Source organism: Xylanimonas protaetiae (assembly GCF_004135385.1).
Taxonomy (GTDB): Bacteria; Actinomycetota; Actinomycetes; order Actinomycetales; family Cellulomonadaceae; genus Xylanimonas; species Xylanimonas protaetiae.
This window is the reverse complement of record NZ_CP035493.1, coordinates 1,642,234-1,664,361: the sequence shown is the minus strand read 5'-3', so window position 1 is coordinate 1,664,361 and position 22,128 is coordinate 1,642,234. Positions and strand designations below refer to the sequence as shown.

Genomic DNA, 22,128 nt, shown 5'->3' with positions numbered 1-22,128 from the left:
GGACCGGACACGCGCATTCCCCTGCCCATACGGACTCTTGACCTCTAGGATTCTCCCGTGGCATCCACCCCCGCACACCGCGACGACCTGCTGCGAGAGACTCTCGCCGCCGTCGCACCCGGAACCGAGCTCCGCGACGGCCTCGAGCGCATCCTGCGCGGCCGCACCGGCGCGCTCATCGTGCTGGGCCTCGACCGCGAGGTCGAGGAGATGTGCTCCGGCGGCTTCGTCCTCGACGTCGCCTTCTCCGCCACGCGCCTGCGCGAGCTGTCCAAGATGGACGGCGCCGTCGTCCTCGACCGCGACGCGACCCGCATCCGCCGCGCCGCCGTGCAGCTGCTGCCCGACCCGACCATCGAGACCTCGGAGTCCGGCACGCGGCACCGCACCGCCGAGCGCGTCGCCAAGCAGAGCGGGTTCCCCGTCATCTCCGTGTCCCAGTCCATGCGCATCGTCGCGCTCTACGTCGGCGACGCCCGCCACGTCCTCGAGGACTCCGACACCATCATGGGCCGCGCCAACCAGGCCCTCGCGACGCTCGAGCGCTACCGCTCCCGCCTCGACGAGGTCTCCGGCACGCTGTCCGCCCTCGAGATCGAGGACCTCGTCACGGTCCGCGACGTCTGCTCCGTGGTGCAGCGCCTCGAGATGGTGCGCCGCATCTCCGAGGAGATCGACGGCTACGTCATCGAGCTCGGCGTCGACGGCCGCCTGCTCGCCCTCCAGCTCGACGAGCTCATCGGCGGCATCGGCTCCGACCGCGAGTTCGTGGTGCGCGACTACGTCGAGCTCGACCGCGCCGGCAAGTCGTTCGTCGACGTGCAGGCCGACCTGTCCAGCCTCGACTCCAGCCAGCTGCTCGACCTCGGCCAGATCGGCCGCGTGCTCGACCTGCCCGGGGCCGGGCTGGCGCTCGACGCCGCCGTGGCACCGCACGGGTACCGGCTCCTGTCGAAGGTGCCGCGCCTGCCCGGGGCGATCATCGACCGGCTCGTGGCGCACTTCGGCGGCCTGCAGAAGCTGCTCGCCGCCTCCGTGGACGATCTCATGGCGGTCGACGGCGTCGGCGAGCAGCGGGCCCGGGCGGTACGCGAGGGGCTGTCGCGTCTGGCGGAGTCCTCGATCCTCGAGCGGTACGTCTGACGCTGCTCGCTCCGGCTTGCCGCGGCCCGTGTGGCTTGGTCCGCGGAGGGACCGCCGTCGTGCGCGCGGTCCCGTTCACGCGCCCCAGGGGGCGCTCCACTTCGGGAGAGACAGGACCGCGCGCACGACGGCGGTCCCTCCGCTCCCTGCATCGGCTTGCGTCCGGCTCGCTCGGGTCGTTTCTCCGGGCCTTCGCGGTCTTGCGGTCAGTCGGCGATCTGGGCGGCGGGAGGCTCGTCCGCACCGGCCTCGGCGTCGGCGGGTGGGGCGTCCGTCGGAGGGGTGTCCGCGGGGGCGGCGTGTCGGCGGGCGGAGCCGTCGTGTCCGTCGGCGCGGCGGGCGTCTCCGTGACGGGCGGGGGTGTCGGCTCGGGCGGGGGCGGCGGGGCCTCGACCGTGATCGTCACCGGCGTGCTGGTCGCCCCCGGCACGTTCGGCATGACCAGCTGTGCCGTGAACTCGCCCGGTGCGACCGTCCCCTGTCCCGTCGTGCAGGATCCCGCCGCCGACGGCCTGCCGTTCCAGCGCATCGAGTCCTGCCGGACGTCGCCGGGGCCCAGCAGCAGGTCGCGCGTCGTCGCCCCGCAGTGCGCGCTCGACCAGACGGTCGCGCCCGCGGCGTCCGTGATCACGAGCTGGCGGGAGGCGTCGCCGCCGTTCACCAGGCACGGGCGGCGGCCCGAGTTGGTGATCGACAGGTCGAAGCTGACCAGGGCGCCGGGCTGCACGCTCGTCGCGTCGGGCCTCGCCACGAGCGTGAGGCTCGTCGCAGGGCACACCTGGCTCGGCCCGCCGACGGCCGCCGGCTCGGGCGCGGCCACCTTGTCGGCGCCGAGCGGCGGCACCGGGTCGGGCCACGCGTCGCGCACCCAGCCGACGCCCTGCCCGATGCCGTAGCCGGTCAGCCAGCCCACGCCCACGAGCAGCGCGACCACGACGACCGGCATGGCGGGGAACCGCCGCTGCGGCTGCGCGGGACGGCGCGGCGCCGGGCGCTGGCCTGGACCTCCGGGACGCGCGCCGGTCCTCGGCCTGGGGGCGGGTGCTCCGGGCGCCTGGAGGCGGTTCGCCGAGACGACCCGCTGACCGCTCTTCGCGCCCGTTGCGCGCGGAGCCGAGCGCGCGCCCGACGACGGCTTCGCCCCGGACTGCCGCGGCGCCTGCGCCGCGCCGGACGGACGGCCCGCCGCTCCGGACTGCCGCGCACCGGGCTTCGCCCCCGACGGACGCGGCGCCGACGCGGCGCCCTGCTGCTGCGCGGGCTGGGCCGTCTGCTGACGCGTCGCCGAGGCGCCACCGCTGCCGTGCTGGCGCGGCTGCGTCGCGCCGGCCGGGCGCTGAGCCGGCGTCGACCCGCCCCGGCCCGCTCCACCCTGACCGGCCGCGCGCTGACCGGCCGCGCGCTGACCGGACGCGTTCTGGCCGGCTCCGGCGTGGCCGGTCCCGCGCTGGCCCGTCCCGTGCCCGGTCCCGTGCGCGCCGGCGCCGCGCGGGGTGCGCTCGCGGTCTGCGGGTGCCACGGAACCTCCGGTCGTCAAGGGGGACGCGCACAACGTACGACGCCTCCGGCGTCGGGCCGGGGAGCCGCGCCGCCAGGCACGATGCCCCGGCGCGGCGCCCGGTTACGGTGTGCCCGTGCGTGAGTCCGAGGAGCTGGTCACCCGCGTCGTCCTCTGGTTCGACGACGCCCGACGGGACCTGCCCTGGCGAGCGCCCGACCGCACCCCGTGGGGCGTGCTGGTCAGCGAGGTGATGCTGCAGCAGACGCCCGTCGTGCGGGTCGAGCCGGCGTGGCGCGCCTGGCTGGAGCGGTGGCCGACGCCGGCGGACCTCGCCGCGGCGAGCACGGCGGACGTGCTGCGCGCCTGGGACCGCCTCGGCTACCCGCGCCGCGCGCTGCGCCTCCAGGAGTGCGCCCGTGCGCTGGTCGAGCGGCACGGCGGCGCGGTGCCCGACGACGAGACGGCGCTGCGTGCCCTGCCCGGCGTCGGCGAGTACACGGCGGCGGCCGTCCGGGCGTTCGCGTTCGGCCGGCGCTCCGTCGTCGTCGACACGAACGTGCGCCGCGTCCTGGCGCGGGCGGTCGGCGGCGTCGCGCTGCCCGCCCCGCACCCGACGGCGGCCGAGCGCGCGACGGCCACCGCCGTCGTGCCGGCGGACGACGCCGAGGCGGCCGCCTGGGCGGCCGCCTCGATGGAGCTCGGGGCGCTCGTGTGCACGGCGCGGTCGCCACGCTGCGGCGAGTGCCCGGTGCGCGACCTGTGCGCCTGGCGACGGGCCGGCTTCCCCGACGACGAGCATGCGCACCGCCGGAGGACCCAGGCCTGGCACGGCACCGACCGGCAGTGCCGCGGTCGCATCCTGGCCGTGCTCCGCGCGGCCCACGCCCCGGTCGCGCACGAGGAGCTCGACGGCGCGGGCACCGACGACGCGCAGGTCGAGCGCTGCCTCGGCTCGCTCGTCGTGGACGGGCTCGTGGCCCGTCGGCCGGACGGGCGGTACGCGCTCCCGACCGGCTGACCGGCCGCCTGCAGACCGCCGCCCGGGCCACGGCCACAGCAGGTCACGGCCGCAGCAGGTCCCAGCCGGCGCCGGTCTCGGGCGCCGTGGAGCAGGCCGCGGGGTGGGGCCCCGCGGCGTCGTGTCAGTCCTGCGGCCTCCACAGGAGGACGGCCTGCAGGCCGGCGATGACCACCAGCGCTGCGACCAGACCGAGAACCACGAAGACCTGCGCACCCACACCCGCCTGTGTCTCCGCGAGATCGCTGTACGTCGCCAGCGCGCCGACCGCGTGCACCATCGTGATCACCTTCCGAGCATCGTCGCCAGGAACGTCAGAACGTCTGCGTTCGCCTCGATTGTCCCAGGCGAGGCGCCCCGGGATCCAGGCGCTGACCCGGAACGAACGGCGGAACTGCGCGGAACCGAGCCTGCGGGCGCCGCGTCAGAGCGTCAGCAGCATCCGGGTGTTGCCCAGCGTGTTGGGCTTCACCCGCGCGAGGTCGAGGAACTCGGCGACGCCGTCGTCGTGCGAGCGCAGCAGCTCGGCGTAGACGTCGAACGGGACGGGCGTGCCCTCGATCTCCTCGAAGCCCTGGCGGCGGAAGAAGTCGACCTCGAAGGTGAGGCAGAACAGCCGGCTCAGGCCCATCGCGTGCGCCCGCTCGACGAGGGCGTTCACGAGCTGGTGCCCCACGCCGGTGCCCAGGTGCTCGGGCGCGACGGCCAGCGTGCGGATCTCGGCGAGGTCGTCCCACATGACGTGCAGGGCCCCGCAGCCGACGACGACGCCGTCGACCTCCGCGACGAGGAACTCCTGCACGGCCTCGAAGTACCCCACGAGCTCCTTGGCGAGCAGGATGCGGCGCTCCGCGTAAGGCTCGACGAGGGCCCGGATCCGCCGGACGTCGGAGGGGAGGGCGGGCCGGATCGTCGCTTGCACGGCGTTCACTGTACGGCTGCGCTGCAGCGATCCGGTTGCGGAGGCACTCGGCCGGTGTGACGTTAGCAACGTCAACGAGCGAAAGGGTCCCCCACATGGCCACGAACCGGCTCACCGCCGACTCCAGGGAGCAGGCCCTCGCGGCGCTCGAGGCGTCCACGTCGTCGGCGGGCGAGCTCGACGTCCTCGTCGTCGGCGGCGGCGTCACGGGCGCGGGCATCGCGCTCGACGCCGTCACGCGCGGCCTGTCGACGGCGATCGTCGAGGCGCAGGACTGGGCGTCCGGCACCTCCAGCCGCAGCTCCAAGCTCGTGCACGGCGGCCTGCGCTACCTGCAGATGCTCGACTTCCACCTGGTGCACGAGGCCCTCACCGAGCGCGACCTGCTCATCAACCACCTCGCCCCGCACCTCGTCCGGCCGGTCGCGTTCCTGTACCCGCTGGAGCACCGCGTCTGGGAGCGCGCGTACGTCGGCGCGGGCATCGCGCTGTACGACACGCTCGCGTCGCTGGCCCCGGGCAGGCGCGCGATGCCGATCCACCGGCACCTGACGCGCAGCCAGATGGCCAAGAAGTTCCCCGACCTCGCGCACGACGCCGCGATCGGCGCGGTCCAGTACTGGGACGCCTCCGTCGACGACGCCCGCCTGGTCACCACCCTCGTGCGCACGGCCGCGGGGTACGGCGCCCACGCCGCCGCGCGCACCCAGGTCGTCGAGCTGACGCAGACGGCGACCGGGACGGTCAACGGCGCCGTCGTCGTCGACCTCGAGACGGGCAAGCGCATCACGGTGCGCGCGCGCTCCGTCATCAACGCCACCGGCGTGTGGACCGAGAAGACGGAGGCGCTCGCGGGCAGCGAGGGCGGCCTGCGCGTGCTCGCCTCGAAGGGCATCCACATCGTGGTGCCGCGCGAGCGCATCCGCGGCAAGGTCGGCCTGATCCTGCAGACCGAGAAGTCGGTGCTGTTCATCATCCCGTGGTCGCGCTACTGGGTCATCGGCACCACCGACACCCCGTGGGTCGAGGACCTGCGCGACCCCGTCGCGTCGGCGGCCGACATCGACTACGTCATCGAGCACGCCAACGCGGTGCTCGCCCACCCGCTCACGCGCGACGACGTCATCGGCACGTACGCGGGGCTGCGCCCGCTCCTCCAGCCCGGCACCAAGGAGGGCACGAGCAGCGCGAAGGTGAGCCGCGAGCACACCGTCGCGAACCCGAGCCCCGGCCTGTCCGTCATCGCCGGCGGCAAGCTGACCACCTACCGGATCATGGCGAAGGACGCCGTCGACCACGCCATCGGGCAGCGCGCCGCCGCCCTGCCCTCGATCACCAACACGATCCCCCTCGTGGGCGCCGTCGGCCTCCAGGCCGTGCAGCGGCAGGCGCGCGCCTGGGCCAAGCGGTACGGGTGGACGCCGCCCATGGTGGACCACCTGCTGCACCGCTACGGCTCCGACCTCGCCGAGCTCGTCGAGCTGTGCGAGGCGGACCCGTCGCTCGCGGCGCCGCTCGAGCACGCCCCCGCGTACCTGCGCGCCGAGATCCACTTCGCGGTCACCCACGAGGGTGCCCTGCACCTCGAGGACGTGCTGCTGCACCGCACGCGCCTCGTCTACGAGGTCTCCGACGCCGGCCTGGCCGCGCTGCCGGAGATCGTCGACGTCGTCGCACCCCTGCTGGGCTGGGACGACGCCACCAAGGAGTCCGAGGCCGCGGCCTATCGCGCGCGGATCGACGCCTACGACACCGCGGCCACGCTGCCCGACGACGCCTCCGCACAGGCGGCCCGCCTCACGGTGGACGACGTCGCCGGGATGGTGCCGCTGGAATCTGACTGAAAGGAACGACGATGCTCCTGGACGCATTCTGGTCGGAGGTCATCGGCACGGCGACACTGATCCTGCTCGGTGCCGGCGTGGTCGCGAACGTGATCCTCCCCAAGAACAAGGGCTTCGGCCCGGACTGGCTCCTCATCAACTTCGGATGGGGTTTCGCAGTCTTCGCCGGTGTCTACGCGGCGTTCAAGTCCGGCGCCCACCTCAACCCCGCCGTGACGACGGGCCTGTGGGTGGCGGACCTGCCCTTCTTCTCGGGCGACGCCGGCACGATCGAGCCCACCTTCGGGCACGCCCTGGTCTACTACGCCGGCGAGCTGCTCGGCGCCTTCATCGGCGCGATCCTGGCCTTCCTCGCCTACAAGAAGCACTTCGACGAGGACGCCGACCCGGGGACCAAGCTCGCCGTGTTCTCCACCGGGCCCGCCATCCGCTCCTACGGCTGGAACCTGGTCACGGAGGCCCTGGGCACGTTCGTGCTGGTCTTCTGGGTCATCGTGGCCGGCAAGACGCCGTCCGAGCTCGGCCCGCTCGCCGTGTCGCTCATCGTGGTGGGCATCGGCGCCTCGCTCGGTGGTCCCACCGGGTACGCCATCAACCCCGCCCGTGACCTCGGCCCGCGCATCGCGCACTTCGTCCTGCCGATCCCGGGCAAGGGCTCGTCCGACTGGGGCTACTCGTGGGTGCCTGTCGTCGGGCCGCTCGTGGGCTCGGTCCTGGCGGGGCTGCTCGGCTCGGCCCTCATCTGACCCGCCCCGACATGCTGGACCTGACGAAGGAGACACATCCCCATGCCTGACTACGTACTCGCCATCGACCAGGGCACCACGAGCTCGCGGGCGATGGTCTTCGACCACAGCGGGAAGGTCGTCTCGACCGGCCAGCTCGAGCACGACCAGATCTTCCCGCAGCCCGGCTGGGTCGAGCACAACCCGGACCAGATCTGGAACAACGTGCGCGAGGCCGTGGGGCTGGCCCTGACCCGCGCGAACGTCACCTACACCGACATCGCCGCGGTGGGCATCACCAACCAGCGCGAGACGGCGGTGGTCTGGGACAAGACGACGGGCAAGCCGGTCTACAACGCGATCGTCTGGCAGGACACCCGCACCCAGCCCATCGTCGAGGAGCTCGGCGGCGCGGCCGGCGCCGACAAGTACAAGGCGATCGTCGGCCTGCCGCTGGCCACCTACTTCTCCGGCCCCAAGGTCAAGTGGATCCTCGACAACGTGCCCGGCACGCGCGAGGCCGCGGAGCGCGGCGACCTGCTGTTCGGCAACACCGACGCGTGGGTGCTGTGGAACATGACCGGCGGCGTCGACGGCGGCGTGCACGTCACGGACGTCACCAACGCCTCCCGCACGATGCTCATGGACCTCGACACGCTCTCGTGGCGCGAGGACATCGCCGCCGACATGGGCATCCCCCTGTCGATGCTGCCGGAGATCCGTTCCTCGTCCGAGGTGTACGGGCCCGGTCGTCCCGGCGGCCTGCTGCCGGGCGTGCCGATCGCGGGCATCCTCGGCGACCAGCAGGCGGCCACGTTCGGACAGGCGTGCTTCGAGGTCGGCACGGCCAAGAACACCTACGGCACCGGCAACTTCATGCTCCTCAACACGGGCACGGAGAAGGTCCCCTCGAAGAACGGGCTGCTGACCACGGTCTGCTACAAGATCGGCGACCAGGAGGCCCGGTACGCGCTCGAGGGCTCCATCGCCGTCACCGGGTCGCTCGTGCAGTGGCTCCGCGACAACCTCGGCATCCTCTCGGACGCGCCCGACGTCGAGTGGATGGCCCGGAAGGTCGAGAACAACGGCGGGGCGTACTTCGTCCCGGCGTTCTCCGGGCTCTTCGCCCCTACTGGCGGCCGGACGCCCGCGGTGCGCTCGTCGGGCTCACCCGGTACGTCAACAAGAACCACATCGCGCGCGCGGCCCTGGAGGCCGTGGCGTTCCAGACGCGCGAGGTGCTGGAGGCCATGCGTGCCGACTCCGGCGTCGAGCTCACCGAGCTCAAGGTCGACGGCGGCATGGTGGCCAACGAGCTGCTCATGCAGTTCCAGGCCGACCAGCTCGGCGTGGACGTCGTGCGGCCCGTCGTCGCCGAGACGACGGCGCTCGGCGCCGCCTACGCGGCCGGCATCGCCGTCGGGTTCTGGTCCGGCGAGCCGGACGTGACCGCGAACTGGGCCGAGGACCGGCGCTGGACGCCGTCCATGGAGCAGGGCGAGCGGGAGCGGCTGTACCGGCAGTGGAAGAAGGCGGTCACCAAGACGTTCGACTGGGTGGACGCCGACACGCAGTAGCGGGTCCCCTCGACGGCGGTCCCCTGCGGAGACGTTCCGCGGCGGGGCCGTCGTCGTGCGTCACCGCCGCGGAGCGCTGGGGCCCGGGCCGCGGGCCGCGTCAGGGGACGGGCGCGTGGATGGCGTCGACGAGCGCGGAGAGCTCGGGGACGTCGGACGCCTCGGTGAGCGCGTCCTCGAGCACGCGGTCGTGCGTCGGCCGGGCGTGGTCGAGCAGGGCGTGACCCGCCGCGGTGAGCTCGGTGTAGATCCCCCGGCGGTCGTCGACGCACAGGATGCGCGTGAGCAGGCCACGATCCTCCAGCCGGGTGACGAGCCGGGTGGTGGCGCTGCTGGAGAGGGCCGCGGCGCGCGCGAGCTGCTGCATCCGCATGTGCCAGCCGTCCTGGCGGCTGAGGGCGTCGAGCACCGTGAACTCGACGACGGAGAGCTCGTGCGCGGCCTGGAGCTCGCGTTCGAGCCTGGTCTCGATGAGCCCGTGGAGCGCGACGAGCGTGCGCCAGCCGCGCGCCCGGACCTCCACGGCATCGTCGGCGATACCCATGCGCCCTCCTCACTGCCGAGCGTCAGCCTACCAGACTTGCGCGCATAACGAGCGCGTGCAACTATCTCGTTGCGTCTGCAACTAGTGCACACGCGGCCCAGTACCCATCACTCGGAGGATCCCTCATGCCCGCTGCTCTCTACGCGCTGGCACTCGGCGGGTTCGGGATCGGTCTGACGGAGTTCGTCATCATGGGGCTGCTGCCCGAGGTGGCGTCGGACTTCGGCGTGACCGAGACCGTCGCCGGCTACCTCATCTCCGGCTACGCCCTCTCGGTCGCCGTCGGGGGCGTCGCGCTCACGGCGCTGCTGGGACGGGTCGACCGGAAGAAGGCCCTGCTCGGGCTCCTGCTCCTGTTCATCGCCGGGAACCTGATCTCGGCCGTCGCGCCCGGTTACGGGCTCATGCTCGCGGGCCGCGTCGTCGCCGCGCTGTGCCACGGCGCGTTCTTCGGCATCGGCGCGGTCGTCGCCACCGACCTGGTCCCCGAGAACCGCCGGGCCGCGGCCATCTCCATGATGTTCGCCGGCCTGACGATCGCCAACGTCGCGGGCGTCCCGCTCGGCACCTTCCTCGGCCAGGCCGCCGGCTGGCGCTCGACGTTCTGGGCCATCACCGCCATCGGCGTCGTCGCGTTCGTCGGCATCCTCGCCCTCGTCCGGCCGACCCCCGTGGCGCGCGGCGGGCACGGCGTCCTGGCCGAGTTCCGCATCTTCCGCAGCGGGCAGGTGTGGCTCTCCATGCTGGTGACCGTGCTCGGCTACGGCGGCATGTTCGGCGCCTTCACCTACATCGCCTTCACCCTCACCGAGGTGGGCGGCTTCGACGCCTCGGCCGTGCCCTGGCTGCTCGTGCTGTTCGGCGTCGGCCTGTTCGCCGGCAACCTCCTCGGCGGACGCTTCGCCGACCGCAACCTCGTCGCCACGCTCGTCGTGCTCATGTCGGCCCTCACCGTCATCCTCGCCGGGTTCGCCCTGACGGCATCCTCGCACGTGGCCACCCTGGTGGCGCTCGTGCTCATGGGCGGCTTCGGGTTCGCCACCGTGCCCGGGCTCCAGATGCGGATCATGAACCACGCCTCCGACGCGGCGACCCTCGCCTCCGGAGCCAACATCGCCGCGTTCAACATCGGCAACGCCTTCGGCGCCTGGGTCGGCGGCCTCACGCTCGCCGCCGGGCTCGGGTACACGTCGCCGCTGTGGGCCGGTGCCGCCGTCACGCTCGCCGGGCTCGTCGCCTACCTCGTCGCGGCCCGCGTCCGCGGTGGCGAGCTCGCCACCGCCACGCCGGTGCCGGCCCTCTGACCCTCTCGTCCCACCACCGACCACCGCAGTCCCTCCACCGACCACCGCAGTCGCTCCACCATCGCAAAGGAACCTCGTGCCCGTCATCCCCGAGATCACCCTCAACAACGGCGTCGTCATGCCCCAGCTCGGCTTCGGCGTCTTCCAGGTGCCCGACGACCAGGCGCAGCGCGCGGTCGAGACCGCGCTCGAGGCCGGCTACCGCAGCATCGACACCGCCGCCGTCTACGGCAACGAGCAGGGCGTGGGCCGTGCCCTCGCCGCGACCGGCCTCGCGCGCGACGAGGTCTTCGTCACCACCAAGCTCTGGGTCGACGACCTCGGCCGCGACCGCGCCCGCCCCGCCCTGGAGGCCAGCCTCGACCGCCTCGGCCTCGAGCGTGTCGACCTCTACCTCGTCCACTGGCCGGCACCGGCGACCGACGCCTACCTCGACACCTGGCAGGGCCTCGAGGCGCTCGCCGCCGCCGGCACCGCCCGCGCGATCGGCGTGTCCAACTTCCTGCCGGAGCACCTCGACCGCGTCGTCGCCCTGGGCGGGACCGTGCCGGCGGTCAACCAGGTCGAGCTCCACCCCGCGCTCCAGAACCGTGACACCGTCGCCGCGAACGCCCGGCACGGCATCGCGACCGAGGCCTGGAGCCCGCTCGCGCAGGGCGCGGTGCTCGACGAGCCCGCTGTCACCCGGGCCGCGGCACGGCACGCCGTCTCGTCCGCCCAGGTCGTCATCCGCTGGCACCTCCAGCACGGCACCGTCGTCATCCCCAAGTCCGTCACGCCGGCCCGCATCGCGAGCAACCTCGACGTCTTCGGCTTCGAGCTCGACCCGGCCGAGGTCGCCGCGATCGACGCCCTCGACCGCAACGGGCGCACCGGCCCCCACCCGGCCCGCTTCCACGGGTGATCCCGGCGTGGGTGCGGGCGGCCGGCCCGCACCCACGACCGCCGTCGGACGGGCACCGCGGGTAGCCTCCGAGTGAGACGTGGTGTCTCACGTGAGACGTCCCGACGCCCCGCGGGCTGCCGACCGTAGACTGGTCGGCCCCCGGCGACGGTTCGCTCGCCTCCGTGCTCGAGAAGGACGACCGCGCGTGCCCACGCTGTCCCCCCTGCTCGCCGGTGATCGCGCGGCGACCCCGCGCACCCTGGTCGAGCTCCTGGCCGCGACGGCGGCCGCCCACCCCGACGCCCCCGCCATCGACGACGGCGTCCGCGCCTGGTCGTACGCCGAGGTGGTCGCCGAGGTGACGGCCCGTGCGAGGGCGCTCGCCGACGCCGGCGTGCGCCGCGGCGACCGCGTCGGCGTGCGGGCGACGTCGGGCCGCGCGGACCTGTACCTCGCGATCCTCGCCGTGCTGCACGCGGGCGCCGCCTACGTGCCCGTCGACCGTGACGACCCGGAGGAGCGCGCCGAGCTCGTGTTCGGCGAGGCGGGCGTGGTCGCCGTCGTCGGCGACGACGGAGCGATCGACGTCCCGACGGCGGCTCCCCCGGCGGCCCGGGTCGCCGGCGCGCCCGGGCTCGACGACGTCGCCTGGATCATCTTCACGTCCGGGTCCACCGGCGTGCCCAAGGGCGTGGCCGTCACGCACCGCAGCGCGGCCGCGTTCGTCGACGCCGAGGCGCGCCTCTTCCTCCAGGCAGACCCGCTGGGACCGGGCGACCGCGTGCTCGCCGGGCTGTCGGTCGCGTTCGACGCGAGCTGCGAGGAGATGTGGCTGGCCTGGCGGCACGGCGCCTGCCTCGTGCCCGCGGACCGCGCGCTCGTGCGCACCGGCCTGGACCTGGGCCCGTGGGTGGCCGCGCAGGGCATCACCGCGATCTCCACGGTGCCGACCCTGGCGGGCCTGCTGCCCGCGGCGGACCTGGCGAGGGTCCGCCTGCTGATCTTCGGCGGCGAGTCCGTGCCGCCCGAGCTCGCGACGCGCCTCGCCGCGGACGGGCGCGAGGTGTGGAACACGTACGGCCCGACGGAGGCGACCGTCGTCGCGTGCGCCGCGATCCTCGACGGCGTCGGGCCCGTGCGCATCGGGCTGCCGCTCGACGGGTGGGACCTCGTCGTCGTCGACGAGGCGGGCGAGCCGGTGCCCGAGGGTGCGGCGGGCGAGCTCGTCATCGGCGGCGTCGGGCTGGGGCGCTACCTCGACCCCGCCAAGGACGCCGAGAAGTACGCGCCGCTGCCGTCGCTCGGCTGGGAACGCGCGTACCGGTCCGGCGACCTCGTCGTGAACGACCCCGCGGGCCTGCTGTTCCTGGGGCGCGCCGACGACCAGGTCAAGGTGGGCGGGCGGCGCATCGAGCTCGGCGAGCTCGACGCGGCCCTGCTCGCGTCGCCGCAGGTCGAGGCCGCGGCCGCGGCCGTGCGCACCACCGCAGCCGGCAACAAGGTCATCGTCGGGTACGTCGTCCCGTCGCACGCGCCGTCGTTCGACGCCGCCGCGCTCACCGCCCACCTGCGCGAGGTGCTGCCCGCCGCGCTCGTGCCGCTGCTCGGCGTCGTCGGGGAGATCCCCACGCGCACGAGCGGCAAGGTGGACCGTGACGCGCTGCCGTGGCCGCTCCCCGGCGTGGCCACCCCGTCGGACGACGACGTCGCCGCCCTCGCCGACCCCGTCCAGGAGTGGGTGGCCGAGGTGTGGGGCCGCGTGCTCGGCGTCCCGCCGACGTCGGCCGACGACGACTTCTTCGACCTCGGCGGCGGCTCGCTGACCGCGGCGCAGGTGGTCTCGGCCGTGCGCGAGCGCTACCCGCTCGCCACGGTCGCCGACCTGTACGCCAACCCGACCGTCGCGGACCTCGCGACGTTCCTCCAGGTGACGTACGGCGCCGGGGACGACGACGCCGCCGCGCCCCCGCCCGGCACGCCGACCCCCCGAGGGACCCAGGCCTTCCAGGTGGTGGCCTTGATCCTGCTCCGGCTCGTGGCGGGGCTGCGGTGGGCCACGTGGGCCGCCATCGTCGTCGGGCTGCTGCGGCTCCCGGGGGACGCGTGGCTCGGGCCCGGCGCCGAGCGCGTGCTCGCGTCGCTGCCCGCGGTGTCGTGGCCGTGGCTTGTGGTCGCCTGGCTGCTGCTCGTCGCGGCGCCTGGCCGCCTCGCGCTCGCCGCGGGCGCCGCCCGGCTGCTGCTGCGCGGCGTCGGGCCGGGCGACCACCCGCGCGGCGGCTCGGCGCACCGGCGGCTGTGGCTCGCCGAGCAGCTCGTCGAGGCGCTCGGCGGCATCACGGTGGCCGCGGCCCCGCTCGTCGGCCTCTACGCCCGCGCGCTCGGCGCCCGCATCGGGCGCGGCGTCGACCTGCACACGCTGCCGCCCGTCACCGGGCTGCTCACCGTCGGCGACCGTGCCGCGGTCGAGCCCGAGGTCGACCTGTCCGGGCACTGGCTCGAGGGCGACGTGCTGCACGTGGGCCGCGTCGTCGTCGGGGCGGACGCCACCGTCGGGGCACGCAGCGTGCTGCTGCCCGGGGCGCACGTCGGGCGCGGCACGGACATCGCGGCGGGCTCCGCCGTCGTCGGCGGCACCGGGACGAACGAGTACTGGGAGGGGTCGCCCGCGACCCGCCGCCGCAGCGAGGTCAAGCACCCGTGGCCCGACGAGCGGCCCGCGCGCGGCGGAGGCTGGGTGCTCGCCTACCAGGCCGGCGGCGTGCTGCTGGGACTCCAGCCGGTGCTCGCGCTCGCGGCCGGCGTACTGGTGTTGCTGGGCGGCGCCGGCGACGCGGCGACCCCGGCGGACGCGCTGCGCTCGGCGGCGGCGTGGCTGCCCGTCGCGATCCTCGCCGCGTTCGCGGCCTACGCGGTGCTCACCGTGGTGCTCGTGCGGCTGCTCGCGCTCGGCATGCGCGCCGGGTTCCACCCCGTGCGCAGCCGGACGGGCTGGCAGGCGTGGTGCACCGAGCGCGTCATGGACGCCGCCCGCACCGTGCTGTTCCCGCTGTACTCGAGCATCGCCACACCCGCGTGGCTGCGTCTGCTCGGCGCGCGCATGGGCCGCCACGTCGAGGCGTCCACCGTGGTGGGCATCCCGACGATGATGGAGGCCTCCGACGGCGCGTTCCTCGCCGACGACACCATGGTGGCCCCCTACGAGCTGGGCGGCGGCTGGCTGCGCGTCGCCCCGGCCAAGGTGGGCCGGCGCGCGTTCCTCGGCAACTCGGGCATCACGGCGCCGGGCCGCTCGGTGCCCAAGAACGGGCTCGTCGCGGTGCTGTCCGCGGCCCCGCACAAGGCCAAGAAGGGCTCGTCGTGGATCGGCAGCCCGCCCGTGCTGCTCCCCCGCACCGTCGGCGGGTCCGACGACGAGGGCCTCACCTACGAGCCGCCCGCCCGGCTGCGCTGGGCGCGCGGTGGGGTCGAGGTGCTGCGGCTGACGGCCACGGTCGTCTCCGGGGCGCTCGGCGCGGGCGTCGTCGTCGCGGTGCTGGAGGTCGCACACCTGGGCGGCTGGGGGCTCGGCGCGCTGGCCGCCGGCGGGGCCCTCGTCGTCGCCGCCCTCGTCGCGGCCGCCGTGACGACGGGCGCGAAGCGGCTGCTCGTGGGCCGGTTCGACGCGTCCGAGCACCCGCTGTGGAGCTCGTTCGTGTGGCGCAACGAGCTGGCCGACACGTTCACCGAGGTGGTCGCCGCGCCGTGGTTCACCAACCACGTGCTCGGCACGCCCGTCCTCACGGCCTGGCTGCGCACCATGGGCGCGCACATCGGCCGCGGCGTCTGGCTCGAGACGTACTGGCTGCCGGAGGGCGACCTCGTCACGCTCGACGACGGCGCCGCCGTCGGCCGCGGGACGGTGCTCCAGACGCACCTGTTCCACGACCGCGTCATGTCGCTCGACGGCGTGCGCGTCGAGGCAGGTGCCACCGTGGGGCCGCACTCCGTGGTGCTGCCCGCCGCCCGGCTCGGCGCGGGCACCGTCGCGGGCCCGGCGTCGCTCGTCATGCGCGGCGAGGTGCTGCCGCAGGGGTCGCGCTGGCAGGGCAACCCGGTCGCGCCCTGGGCGGCCCGGCCCACTGCCCGGGATCGGTAGAGTCACCGGCCATGCCGCACCGTCGTGACCCGGACCCCTATCTTCCGAACCACGGCTCGGCGGACTACGTCGTCGAGCACTACGCGCTGGACCTGCGCTACCGCGTCGAGCCCAACCGGCTGGAGGGCACGGCGCGCCTCGGCGTGCGCGCCGTCGAGGCGTGCACCGACCTGCGGCTCGACCTCATCGGGCTGCGGGTCGCGCGCGTGGAGGTCGGCGGGAGGCCGGCGAAGTTCGCGGCCAACAAGCGGTCGATGCGGGTGCGCCTGCCGCGACCGCTCGCCCCAGGTGCCACGGCCACGGTCGCGATCACGTACGCGGGCAACCCCCGCCCGGGCCGGGGCCCGTGGGGCGAGACCGGCTGGGAGGAGCTGGGCGAGGGCGTGCTGGTCGCCGGGCAGCCCGACGGCGCCCCCACCTGGTTCCCGTGCAACGACCGGCTGGGGCCGAAGTCCACGATCGACCTCACGCTGACCACCGACGCCCCGTACACCGTGGTGGCGAACGCGCCGGTCGCCAAGGTCACGCGCCGGGCGGGGACGCGCACGTGGGTGTTCCAGCGGACCGAGCCGCTCAACGTCTATCTGGCGACGGTGCAGATCGGGCGGTACGACGTCGTCCCGCTCGACGTCGTACCCCGCGACGAGACACCCCGCGACGAGGCACCTCGCAGCGGGGCGCCGGCGACGTCGTCCGGCGCCCGCGCCACCCCGCTCGTGCAGGTGGCGCGCCCCGCCCCGCAGGCCGCCGCCGTCGCGCACGACCTCGACCGGCACGGCGCGCTCCTCGCCGTCTTCGAGGAGCTCTTCGGCCCGTACCCGTTCGCCGCGTACACCGTCGTCGTCACGCCCGACGAGCTCGAGATCCCGCTCGAGGCGCACGGCACGGCCGTGTTCGGCGCCAACCACCTGGACGGGTCGAAGCCCGAGGACCGGCTCGTGGCGCACGAGCTCGCCCACCAGTGGTTCGGCAACTCGGTGACGGCCGCGCGCTGGAGCGACATCTGGCTGCACGAGGGCTTCGCCTGCTACGCCGAGTGGCTGTGGTCGGAGCGGTCGGGCGGGCCGTCGGCGGCCGAGCACGCGGCCGAGCACCACGCGCGGCTGGCTGGGCTCCCCCAGGACCTGCTGCTTACCGACCCCGGGCCCGACCTGATGTTCGACGACCGCACCTACAAGCGCGGCGCCCTGACCCTGCACGCGCTGCGCACGGTCGTGGGCGACGACCGCTTCTTCGGCCTGCTGCACGCCTGGACCGAGCGGTTCCGCCACGGCACCGCGACGACGTCGGACTTCCGCGCGCTGGTCGCGGAGCGCTGCGGCGCCGCGGCCGCGGGCGCCCTGACCCCGTGGCTGGACGCCCGCCCCCTGCCGGCGCTCCCGGCCTGATCAGCCGAGGCCGCGGACGCGGCGGGAGCACTCATCCCACGATCCCCGCTGCGACCAGCAGCGCATCCATGGCCCTGCCCGACCGCACGGCCCGCTCAGGCGTGACCGGCTCGTGTCCGTACCCTGCCTGGGTCTTCATGCCGAGCAGGACGTCCAGGTCATAAGCATCGAGGAGGTCGGCCTGACCGCCAGCGAGGGCGTGCACGATCTCGGCAGCCTCAGCGAACTGCCGGGCCTTGGCGAGGCGACCCCTGCGGGCGTGCTGGTCGGTGGAGACCGTGCGCGGGCTCATGCGATCCTCCTGGCGGTGCGGATCTGGCGGCTCAGCCACGCGGACGGTCCGGCAAACGCGATGCCCTCCCTGGCGATGTCCTCCAGGACCGGCTCGACGAGGCCGTCGTCCGTCGGGGCCACACCGGCTGTGACCTCGGATCGCGACATCACCAGCGGGCGGACGTCGTTGCCGGTCCACCGGCGGGCAGCGAGGGCCAGGTCTGCGACCTGCTCGTCCCACTGGTCAGCCCTGGAAGCCTCAGGGCGGACCAGGAACAGGTCGATGTCGGAGTCGGAACGCATCTCTCCCCGAGCGGCCGAACCGAAGATCGCCGCATAGGTCGGCGCCGGCGTCCATGCGGCCACCGTCTGGGTCAAGCGGACGATCAGCGTCTCTCGCAGCCGAGCGAGCGCGACGATCGGCTCGGCGGCGAGATGCTCGTTGTTGAGGCGGTACGTGTAGGCGTTGCCCGCCCGGTCCGCGATGACGGTCCCCTCGTCGACCAGCCGGTTGAGGGCCTTGCGGATGCCGTCGACCGAGCCGCCGGGAACCAGGCGGGACACCTGCCCCGGCGTGAAGGCCGCGGAGGCGCGAGCCAGCACCGTCAGCACGTCGCCGTCGAGCGTCGGCGTGACGACCGCCATCGGGCGCTGAATCCTCATGACGTCGAGGATAGTCCACGAACGTCGAAAATAGTCGACGGAGGCTCGGGGCATCCCGGACGCGTCCATCGTCATGCGGCCGGATGCATGGCCTGCCTCGTGGGCCTGAGCGCGACCGCGCACACCCACGACGCGGGCAGCCCGAGCCCATCGCTCCGTTCCTCGGTCCACGCTCCCGGGACCGGCGCGACGCCCGGGCCGTCCCAGCCGAGCAGCCGCGGCTCGCCGTCGCCCGGGAGGCTCAGCGTGACCGCCGACGGCGGCACGTGCAGCCCGTGCCCGGTGGCCTTGAGCAGGGCCTCCTTGCGCACCCACGTGCGCGTGAGGGACTCGGCGTCGAGCGGGTGCCCGGCCGCGCGCTCGGCGTCGGACAGCAGGACGTCCGCGACCGGGTGCGCGGCCACGGCGGCGACGTCCTCGACGTCCACGCCCACCGGCCCGCGGGCGGCGGCGGCCACCAGCCGGCGCCGCGTGTGCGCGAGGCTGACGTGCACGCCCACCGCGAGCGCCGCCGCGACCTCGGGCTTGCCGTGCTCGGTGGACCCGCACACGCGGCACCGCCGCACGAGCGCGACGGGCTCGCCGACGTCGACGCCGGCCTCGCACAGCACGGCGACCAGCAGGGCCGAGCGGCGCGCCGCGTCCAGCAAGGCCGAGCGCGGCGCCGCGTCCAGCGGAGACGAGCGCCGCGCCGCGGCGGGCGGGCCGCCGTCATCGTCGGGAACCTCCAGCACGCGCAGGACGATCACGCCCCCTCCTTGGGCGCGTGCCGGTCCAGGAACGCGAACAGCTCCGCGTCCTCGACGCCCGGGAACCGCCCGCGGGGCAGCGCAGCGAGGATCTGCTGGTGCATGCGGGCGCTCGGCCACGCGGCGCCGGACCAGCGGTCGGCGAGGTCGGCCGGCGGGCGCTGGCAGCAGGCCGGGTCCGGGCACGTGGAGGTGCGGCGCTCGCGGGTGTCACGACCGCGGAACCACTTGGCGTCCGCGTACGGCACGCCGAGCGTGACGGAGAAGCCGCCGGCGTCGTCGGGACCCTGCGTCCCCATGGCGACGGAGTCCCAGAACGTGCCCGCGGGCGTGTCGATGTACTGGTAGTGCTCGGTGGCGCGGTCGCGGCGCTCGAACACGGCGCGCGCGGCCCACTTGCGGCACACGAGCTGGCCCTCGATCGCCCCGGTGACGTCCTGCGGCAGCGGCATGCCGTCGTTGGCGTACCCGCGGAACAGGGCGCCGTCGGCGCCCACGCGTAGGAAGTGCAGGGGCATGGCGAGGTGCACGGTGGCGAGGTTGGTCAGGCGCATCGCGGCGGCCTCGTGCGTGACGCCGAACGCGTCCCGGAAGTCCTCGACGGCGAGGTCCTTCTCGCGCTTGCGCTCGGCGAGGAACGTCGTCGACGCGGTGAGCGGCATGAGCGCGGCGGCCGCGAAGTACGTGATCTCGACGCGCTGCCGCAGGAACTCGCCGTACGAGCGCGGGCGCTCGTGGCCGAGCACGCGGTGCGCGACCGCCTGGAGGGCGAGCGAGCGCAGGCCGTGCCCGCCGGGCGTGGAGGCCTGCGGCAGGTAGATGCGGCCGTTCTTGAGGTCGGTGACGGTGCGGGCCGAGCGGGGCAGGTCGGCGACGTGCAGGATCCTGAAGCCGAGCGCCTCGGCCACGCGCGCGACCGTGCGGTGGGACACGGCCCCGCCGCCCGGGTACCCGGCCCGCGTGACGAGCTGCTCGGCCACGGTCTCGATCTCGGGGAAGTAGTTGCCGCGCTCCTGACGGCCGAGCCGCAGCTCGGTGTTGGCCCGCCGCGCCTCCTCCGGGGTCGCGATGGCCTCCTCCTCACGCCGGGCCAGCTCGGCGTGCAGGCCGACGAGCTGCTCGAGCACCGGCATGGGCAGCTTCTGCGACGGCCTGACCTGCGGCAGCCCGAGCTCCCCGAAGAGCGGGCCGCGCTGCGCGCGCTCCAGCGCGATCTCGAGGGCGGCCCGCCGGTCGGGCGCCTCGGCGGCGAGCAGCTCGCCGACGTCGACGCCCAGCGCCTCCGCGAGCTGGCGCAGCAGGGAGAGCCGGGGCTCACGCTTGCCGTTCTCGATGAGCGAGAGCAGCGACGGCGCCGCACCCACGGCCGCGCCCAGCGCGTCGAGGGTCAGGCCGCGGCGCGTGCGCAGGTGGCGGACGCGGCGGCCGAGCGTCAGCAGGTCGGGAACGTCGGGCATCTCTTCACGATACGTCAAGATCCGCTGATCTTGACAAGAGTTTCGGTGGAAATCGCGCCTCTGGTTGCGGAATCGTCGAAGACGTCCAGCCATGGTCCTACCCCGGAGGGTCCTTCTCATGTCGACCACGATCGACCACCACGCCAGCACCACCGCCCGCGCCGTCGTCGTCCCCACCGACGGCACCGTCGAGGCGTGGGTCGCGGAGGTCGCCGCCCTCACCCAGCCGGACGACGTCGTCTGGTGCGACGGGTCGGAGGTCGAGAAGCAGCGGCTGCTGGACGAGATGGTCGACGCGGGCACCCTCGTCAGGCTCGCGAAGCGCGAACGCTCGTACCTCGCCCGCTCGCACCCCTCCGACGTCGCGCGCGTCGAGTCGCGCACGTTCATCTGCTCGGAGCGCCAGGAGGACGCCGGCCCCACCAACAACTGGCGCGACCCGCGCCTCATGGGCCGCGAGCTGCACGCCGTCTTCGCGGGCTCGATGCGCGGCCGCACCCTGTACGTGGTGCCGTTCTCGATGGGTCCGCTGGGCGGCCCGATCTCGCAGGTCGGCGTCGAGATCACCGACTCGCCCTACGTCGTCGCGTCCATGCACGTCATGACGCGCGTCTCGCGCGACGTGCTGGCCCTCATCGACGCCGGGCACGAGTGGGTGCCCGCCGTGCACAGCGTGGGCGCTCCCCTCGGACCCACGGACACCGACGTCGCGTGGCCGTGCAACGACACCAAGTACATCGCCCACTTCCCCGAGTCCCGCGAGGTCTGGTCGTACGGCTCCGGCTACGGCGGCAACGCGCTGCTGGGCAAGAAGTGCTTCGCGCTGCGCATCGCCTCCGTGATGGGCCGCGACGAGGGCTGGCTCGCGGAGCACATGCTGCTCGTCCGCGTCACCGCCCCCACGGGCCGCCGCTACCACCTCGCGGCCGCGTTCCCCAGCGCGTGCGGCAAGACGAACCTCGCGATGCTCCAGCCCACGCTCCCCGGCTGGTCGGTGGAGACGCTCGGCGACGACATCGTGTGGATGCGTCCCGACGACGACGGCGCGCTGCGCGCCATCAACCCTGAGGCGGGCTTCTTCGGCGTCGCGCCCGGCACCGGCGTGGACACGAACCCCACCGCGATCGCCACGCTCGAGCACGACGTCATCTTCACCAACGTGGCCCTCACCGACGACGGCGACGTCTGGTGGGAGGGGCTGACGCCGGAGGCTCCCGAGCACCTGGTCGACTGGACGGGCGCCGACTGGACCCCGGGCTCGGGACGCCCGGCGGCCCACCCCAACTCGCGCTTCACGGTCGCCGCCGCACAGTGCCCGTCGATCGCGCCCGACTGGGACGACCCGGCCGGCGTGCCCGTCGACGCGATCGTCTTCGGCGGTCGGCGGGCCACGAACGTGCCGCTCGTGACGCAGGCGTTCGGCTGGGACCACGGCGTGTTCCTCGGCGCGACCATCAGCTCCGAGCGCACCGCCGCGGCCGAGGGGACCGTCGGCGAGCTGCGCCGCGACCCGTTCGCGATGATGCCGTTCTGCGGCTACGCCATGCCCGACCACTGGGCCCACTGGCTGACCATGGGCGACCGGCTGAACCCCGCCCGCCTGCCCGCGGTCTTCCAGGTCAACTGGTTCCGCAAGGGCGCCGGCGGCCGCTGGCTGTGGCCGGGCTTCGGCGAGAACTCGCGCGTGGTCGCGTGGATCGCCGAGCAGGTCGACGCCGCCCACCACGTCCGGCCCGACGCCGGCGCCGTCGACTCGCCCCTCGGGCGGGTGCCGGCCCCCGGCGCCCTCGACGTCGACGGCCTGGGGCTGCCGGCCGCCGACCTCGCCGAGCTGTTCCACGTGGACCGGGCCGCCTGGCGGCACGAGGCCGACCTCACGGAGGCGTTCTTCGCCGAGCTCGGGCACGTGCCGGACCGGGTGCGGGCCCAGCTCGACGCGCTGCGGGCCCGCCTGACGCCCTGACGCGGGCGAGGTGCCCGGGGCGTGCGCGCGATCCTC

General features: G+C 74.5%; 17 protein-coding genes and 1 pseudogene. 11 read left to right on the top strand and 7 right to left on the bottom strand.

What is annotated here, in order from left to right:
* Positions 1-57 precede the first annotated feature (57 nt).
* The 3 genes from disA (at position 58) to ET471_RS07485 (ending at position 3,662) form a co-directional block, all read left to right on the top strand.
* Positions 58-1,143: a DNA integrity scanning diadenylate cyclase DisA gene (gene disA / locus ET471_RS07495; RefSeq protein ID WP_129187351.1), complete on the top strand. Its 1,086-nt coding sequence runs from the start codon at positions 58-60 to the stop codon at positions 1,141-1,143.
* Positions 1,144-1,463: 320 nt separating this feature from the next.
* Positions 1,464-2,039 carry a hypothetical protein gene (locus tag ET471_RS07490; RefSeq protein ID WP_129187349.1) on the top strand — a complete coding sequence of 192 codons (576 nt, stop codon included), beginning with the start codon at positions 1,464-1,466 and terminating at the stop codon, positions 2,037-2,039.
* A 732-nt stretch (positions 2,040-2,771) separates the two neighbouring features.
* Entirely contained in the window at positions 2,772-3,662 is an 891-nt protein-coding gene (locus ET471_RS07485; RefSeq protein ID WP_425356576.1) for an HhH-GPD family protein, read from the top strand.
* A gap of 124 nt (positions 3,663-3,786) precedes the next feature.
* Here the strand turns inward: ET471_RS07485 and ET471_RS17970 are convergent, their stop codons facing one another.
* Positions 3,787-3,951 (bottom strand): hypothetical protein, encoded by a 165-nt coding sequence (locus tag ET471_RS17970; RefSeq protein WP_165350440.1) that lies wholly within the window; start codon positions 3,949-3,951, stop codon positions 3,787-3,789.
* 135 nt (positions 3,952-4,086) lie between these two features.
* Positions 4,087-4,584, bottom strand: coding sequence for an amino-acid N-acetyltransferase (locus ET471_RS07480; protein ID WP_129187347.1), 498 nt, complete (start codon positions 4,582-4,584; stop codon positions 4,087-4,089).
* A 95-nt stretch (positions 4,585-4,679) separates the two neighbouring features.
* Here ET471_RS07480 and ET471_RS07475 point away from each other — a divergent pair, with 95 nt between their 5' ends.
* The 3 genes and pseudogenes from ET471_RS07475 (at position 4,680) to glpK (ending at position 8,730) form a co-directional block, all read left to right on the top strand.
* A complete protein-coding gene (locus tag ET471_RS07475; RefSeq protein ID WP_129187345.1) occupies positions 4,680-6,428 on the top strand; it encodes a glycerol-3-phosphate dehydrogenase/oxidase in 1,749 nt (582 codons plus the stop codon).
* A gap of 11 nt (positions 6,429-6,439) precedes the next feature.
* Positions 6,440-7,174: an MIP/aquaporin family protein gene (locus tag ET471_RS07470; RefSeq protein ID WP_129187343.1), complete on the top strand. Its 735-nt coding sequence runs from the start codon at positions 6,440-6,442 to the stop codon at positions 7,172-7,174.
* Positions 7,175-7,216: 42 nt separating this feature from the next.
* Positions 7,217-8,730 (top strand): annotated as a pseudogene (gene glpK / locus ET471_RS07465) (glycerol kinase GlpK).
* 100 nt (positions 8,731-8,830) lie between these two features.
* Here glpK and ET471_RS07460 read toward each other — a convergent pair.
* Positions 8,831-9,274, bottom strand: a complete 444-nt coding sequence (locus ET471_RS07460; protein WP_129187342.1) for a MarR family winged helix-turn-helix transcriptional regulator — start codon at positions 9,272-9,274, stop codon at positions 8,831-8,833.
* Positions 9,275-9,399: 125 nt separating this feature from the next.
* On the opposite strand from ET471_RS07460, the gene ET471_RS07455 reads away from it, so the two are divergent.
* The 4 genes from ET471_RS07455 to ET471_RS07440 all read left to right on the top strand — a co-directional run bounded on the left by ET471_RS07455 (position 9,400) and on the right by ET471_RS07440 (position 16,987).
* Positions 9,400-10,578, top strand: coding sequence for an MFS transporter (locus ET471_RS07455; RefSeq protein ID WP_129187340.1), 1,179 nt, complete (start codon positions 9,400-9,402; stop codon positions 10,576-10,578).
* A gap of 118 nt (positions 10,579-10,696) precedes the next feature.
* Positions 10,697-11,482, top strand: coding sequence for an aldo/keto reductase (locus tag ET471_RS07450; RefSeq protein ID WP_129190801.1), 786 nt, complete (start codon positions 10,697-10,699; stop codon positions 11,480-11,482).
* 187 nt (positions 11,483-11,669) lie between these two features.
* On the top strand, positions 11,670-15,599 hold the full coding sequence (locus tag ET471_RS07445) for a Pls/PosA family non-ribosomal peptide synthetase (RefSeq protein ID WP_129187338.1): 3,930 nt from the start codon (positions 11,670-11,672) through the stop codon (positions 15,597-15,599).
* 11 nt (positions 15,600-15,610) lie between these two features.
* On the top strand, positions 15,611-16,987 hold the full coding sequence (locus tag ET471_RS07440) for a M1 family metallopeptidase (RefSeq protein ID WP_129187336.1): 1,377 nt from the start codon (positions 15,611-15,613) through the stop codon (positions 16,985-16,987).
* A 31-nt stretch (positions 16,988-17,018) separates the two neighbouring features.
* On the opposite strand, the gene ET471_RS07435 is transcribed toward ET471_RS07440, so the two are convergent.
* From ET471_RS07435 to ET471_RS07420, 4 genes are read right to left on the bottom strand one after another with little or no spacing between them, the layout of a single operon-like run.
* Positions 17,019-17,279, bottom strand: coding sequence for a hypothetical protein (locus ET471_RS07435; protein ID WP_129187335.1), 261 nt, complete (start codon positions 17,277-17,279; stop codon positions 17,019-17,021).
* The gene (locus ET471_RS07430; RefSeq protein WP_207207351.1) at positions 17,276-17,998 is read right to left on the bottom strand and encodes a nucleotidyltransferase domain-containing protein; all 723 of its coding nucleotides are present in this window, start codon (positions 17,996-17,998) and stop codon (positions 17,276-17,278) included. Before ET471_RS07430 ends, ET471_RS07435 begins: the two co-directional genes overlap by 4 nt.
* Complete coding sequence (locus ET471_RS07425; protein ID WP_165350439.1) at positions 17,995-18,672, bottom strand: 4'-phosphopantetheinyl transferase family protein; 678 nt, start codon at positions 18,670-18,672, stop codon at positions 17,995-17,997. The genes ET471_RS07430 and ET471_RS07425 overlap by 4 nt, the downstream gene beginning before the upstream one ends.
* Entirely contained in the window at positions 18,669-20,129 is a 1,461-nt protein-coding gene (locus ET471_RS07420) for a helix-turn-helix transcriptional regulator (RefSeq protein ID WP_129187331.1), read from the bottom strand. The genes ET471_RS07425 and ET471_RS07420 overlap by 4 nt, the downstream gene beginning before the upstream one ends.
* A 118-nt stretch (positions 20,130-20,247) precedes the next feature.
* On the opposite strand from ET471_RS07420, the gene ET471_RS07415 reads away from it, so the two are divergent.
* Positions 20,248-22,092: a phosphoenolpyruvate carboxykinase (GTP) gene (locus tag ET471_RS07415; RefSeq protein WP_129187330.1), complete on the top strand. Its 1,845-nt coding sequence runs from the start codon at positions 20,248-20,250 to the stop codon at positions 22,090-22,092.
* Positions 22,093-22,128 lie beyond the last annotated feature (36 nt).

Bases quoted from the DNA above. Each gene is read 5' to 3' on its own strand.
- ET471_RS07440 (WP_129187336.1), top strand. From the start codon at position 15,611: ATGCCGCACCGTCGTGACCCGGACCCCTATCTTCCGAACCACGGCTCG.
- ET471_RS07420 (WP_129187331.1), bottom strand. From the start codon at position 20,129: ATGCCCGACGTTCCCGACCTGCTGACGCTCGGCCGCCGCGTCCGCCAC.
- ET471_RS07475 (WP_129187345.1), top strand. From the start codon at position 4,680: ATGGCCACGAACCGGCTCACCGCCGACTCCAGGGAGCAGGCCCTCGCG.
- ET471_RS07435 (WP_129187335.1), bottom strand. From the start codon at position 17,279: ATGAGCCCGCGCACGGTCTCCACCGACCAGCACGCCCGCAGGGGTCGC.
- ET471_RS07455 (WP_129187340.1), top strand. From the start codon at position 9,400: ATGCCCGCTGCTCTCTACGCGCTGGCACTCGGCGGGTTCGGGATCGGT.
- ET471_RS07415 (WP_129187330.1), top strand. From the start codon at position 20,248: ATGTCGACCACGATCGACCACCACGCCAGCACCACCGCCCGCGCCGTC.
- ET471_RS07430 (WP_207207351.1), bottom strand. From the start codon at position 17,998: ATGACGATGGACGCGTCCGGGATGCCCCGAGCCTCCGTCGACTATTTT.
- ET471_RS07460 (WP_129187342.1), bottom strand. From the start codon at position 9,274: ATGGGTATCGCCGACGATGCCGTGGAGGTCCGGGCGCGCGGCTGGCGC.
- ET471_RS07470 (WP_129187343.1), top strand. From the start codon at position 6,440: ATGCTCCTGGACGCATTCTGGTCGGAGGTCATCGGCACGGCGACACTG.
- ET471_RS07450 (WP_129190801.1), top strand. From the start codon at position 10,697: ATGCCCCAGCTCGGCTTCGGCGTCTTCCAGGTGCCCGACGACCAGGCG.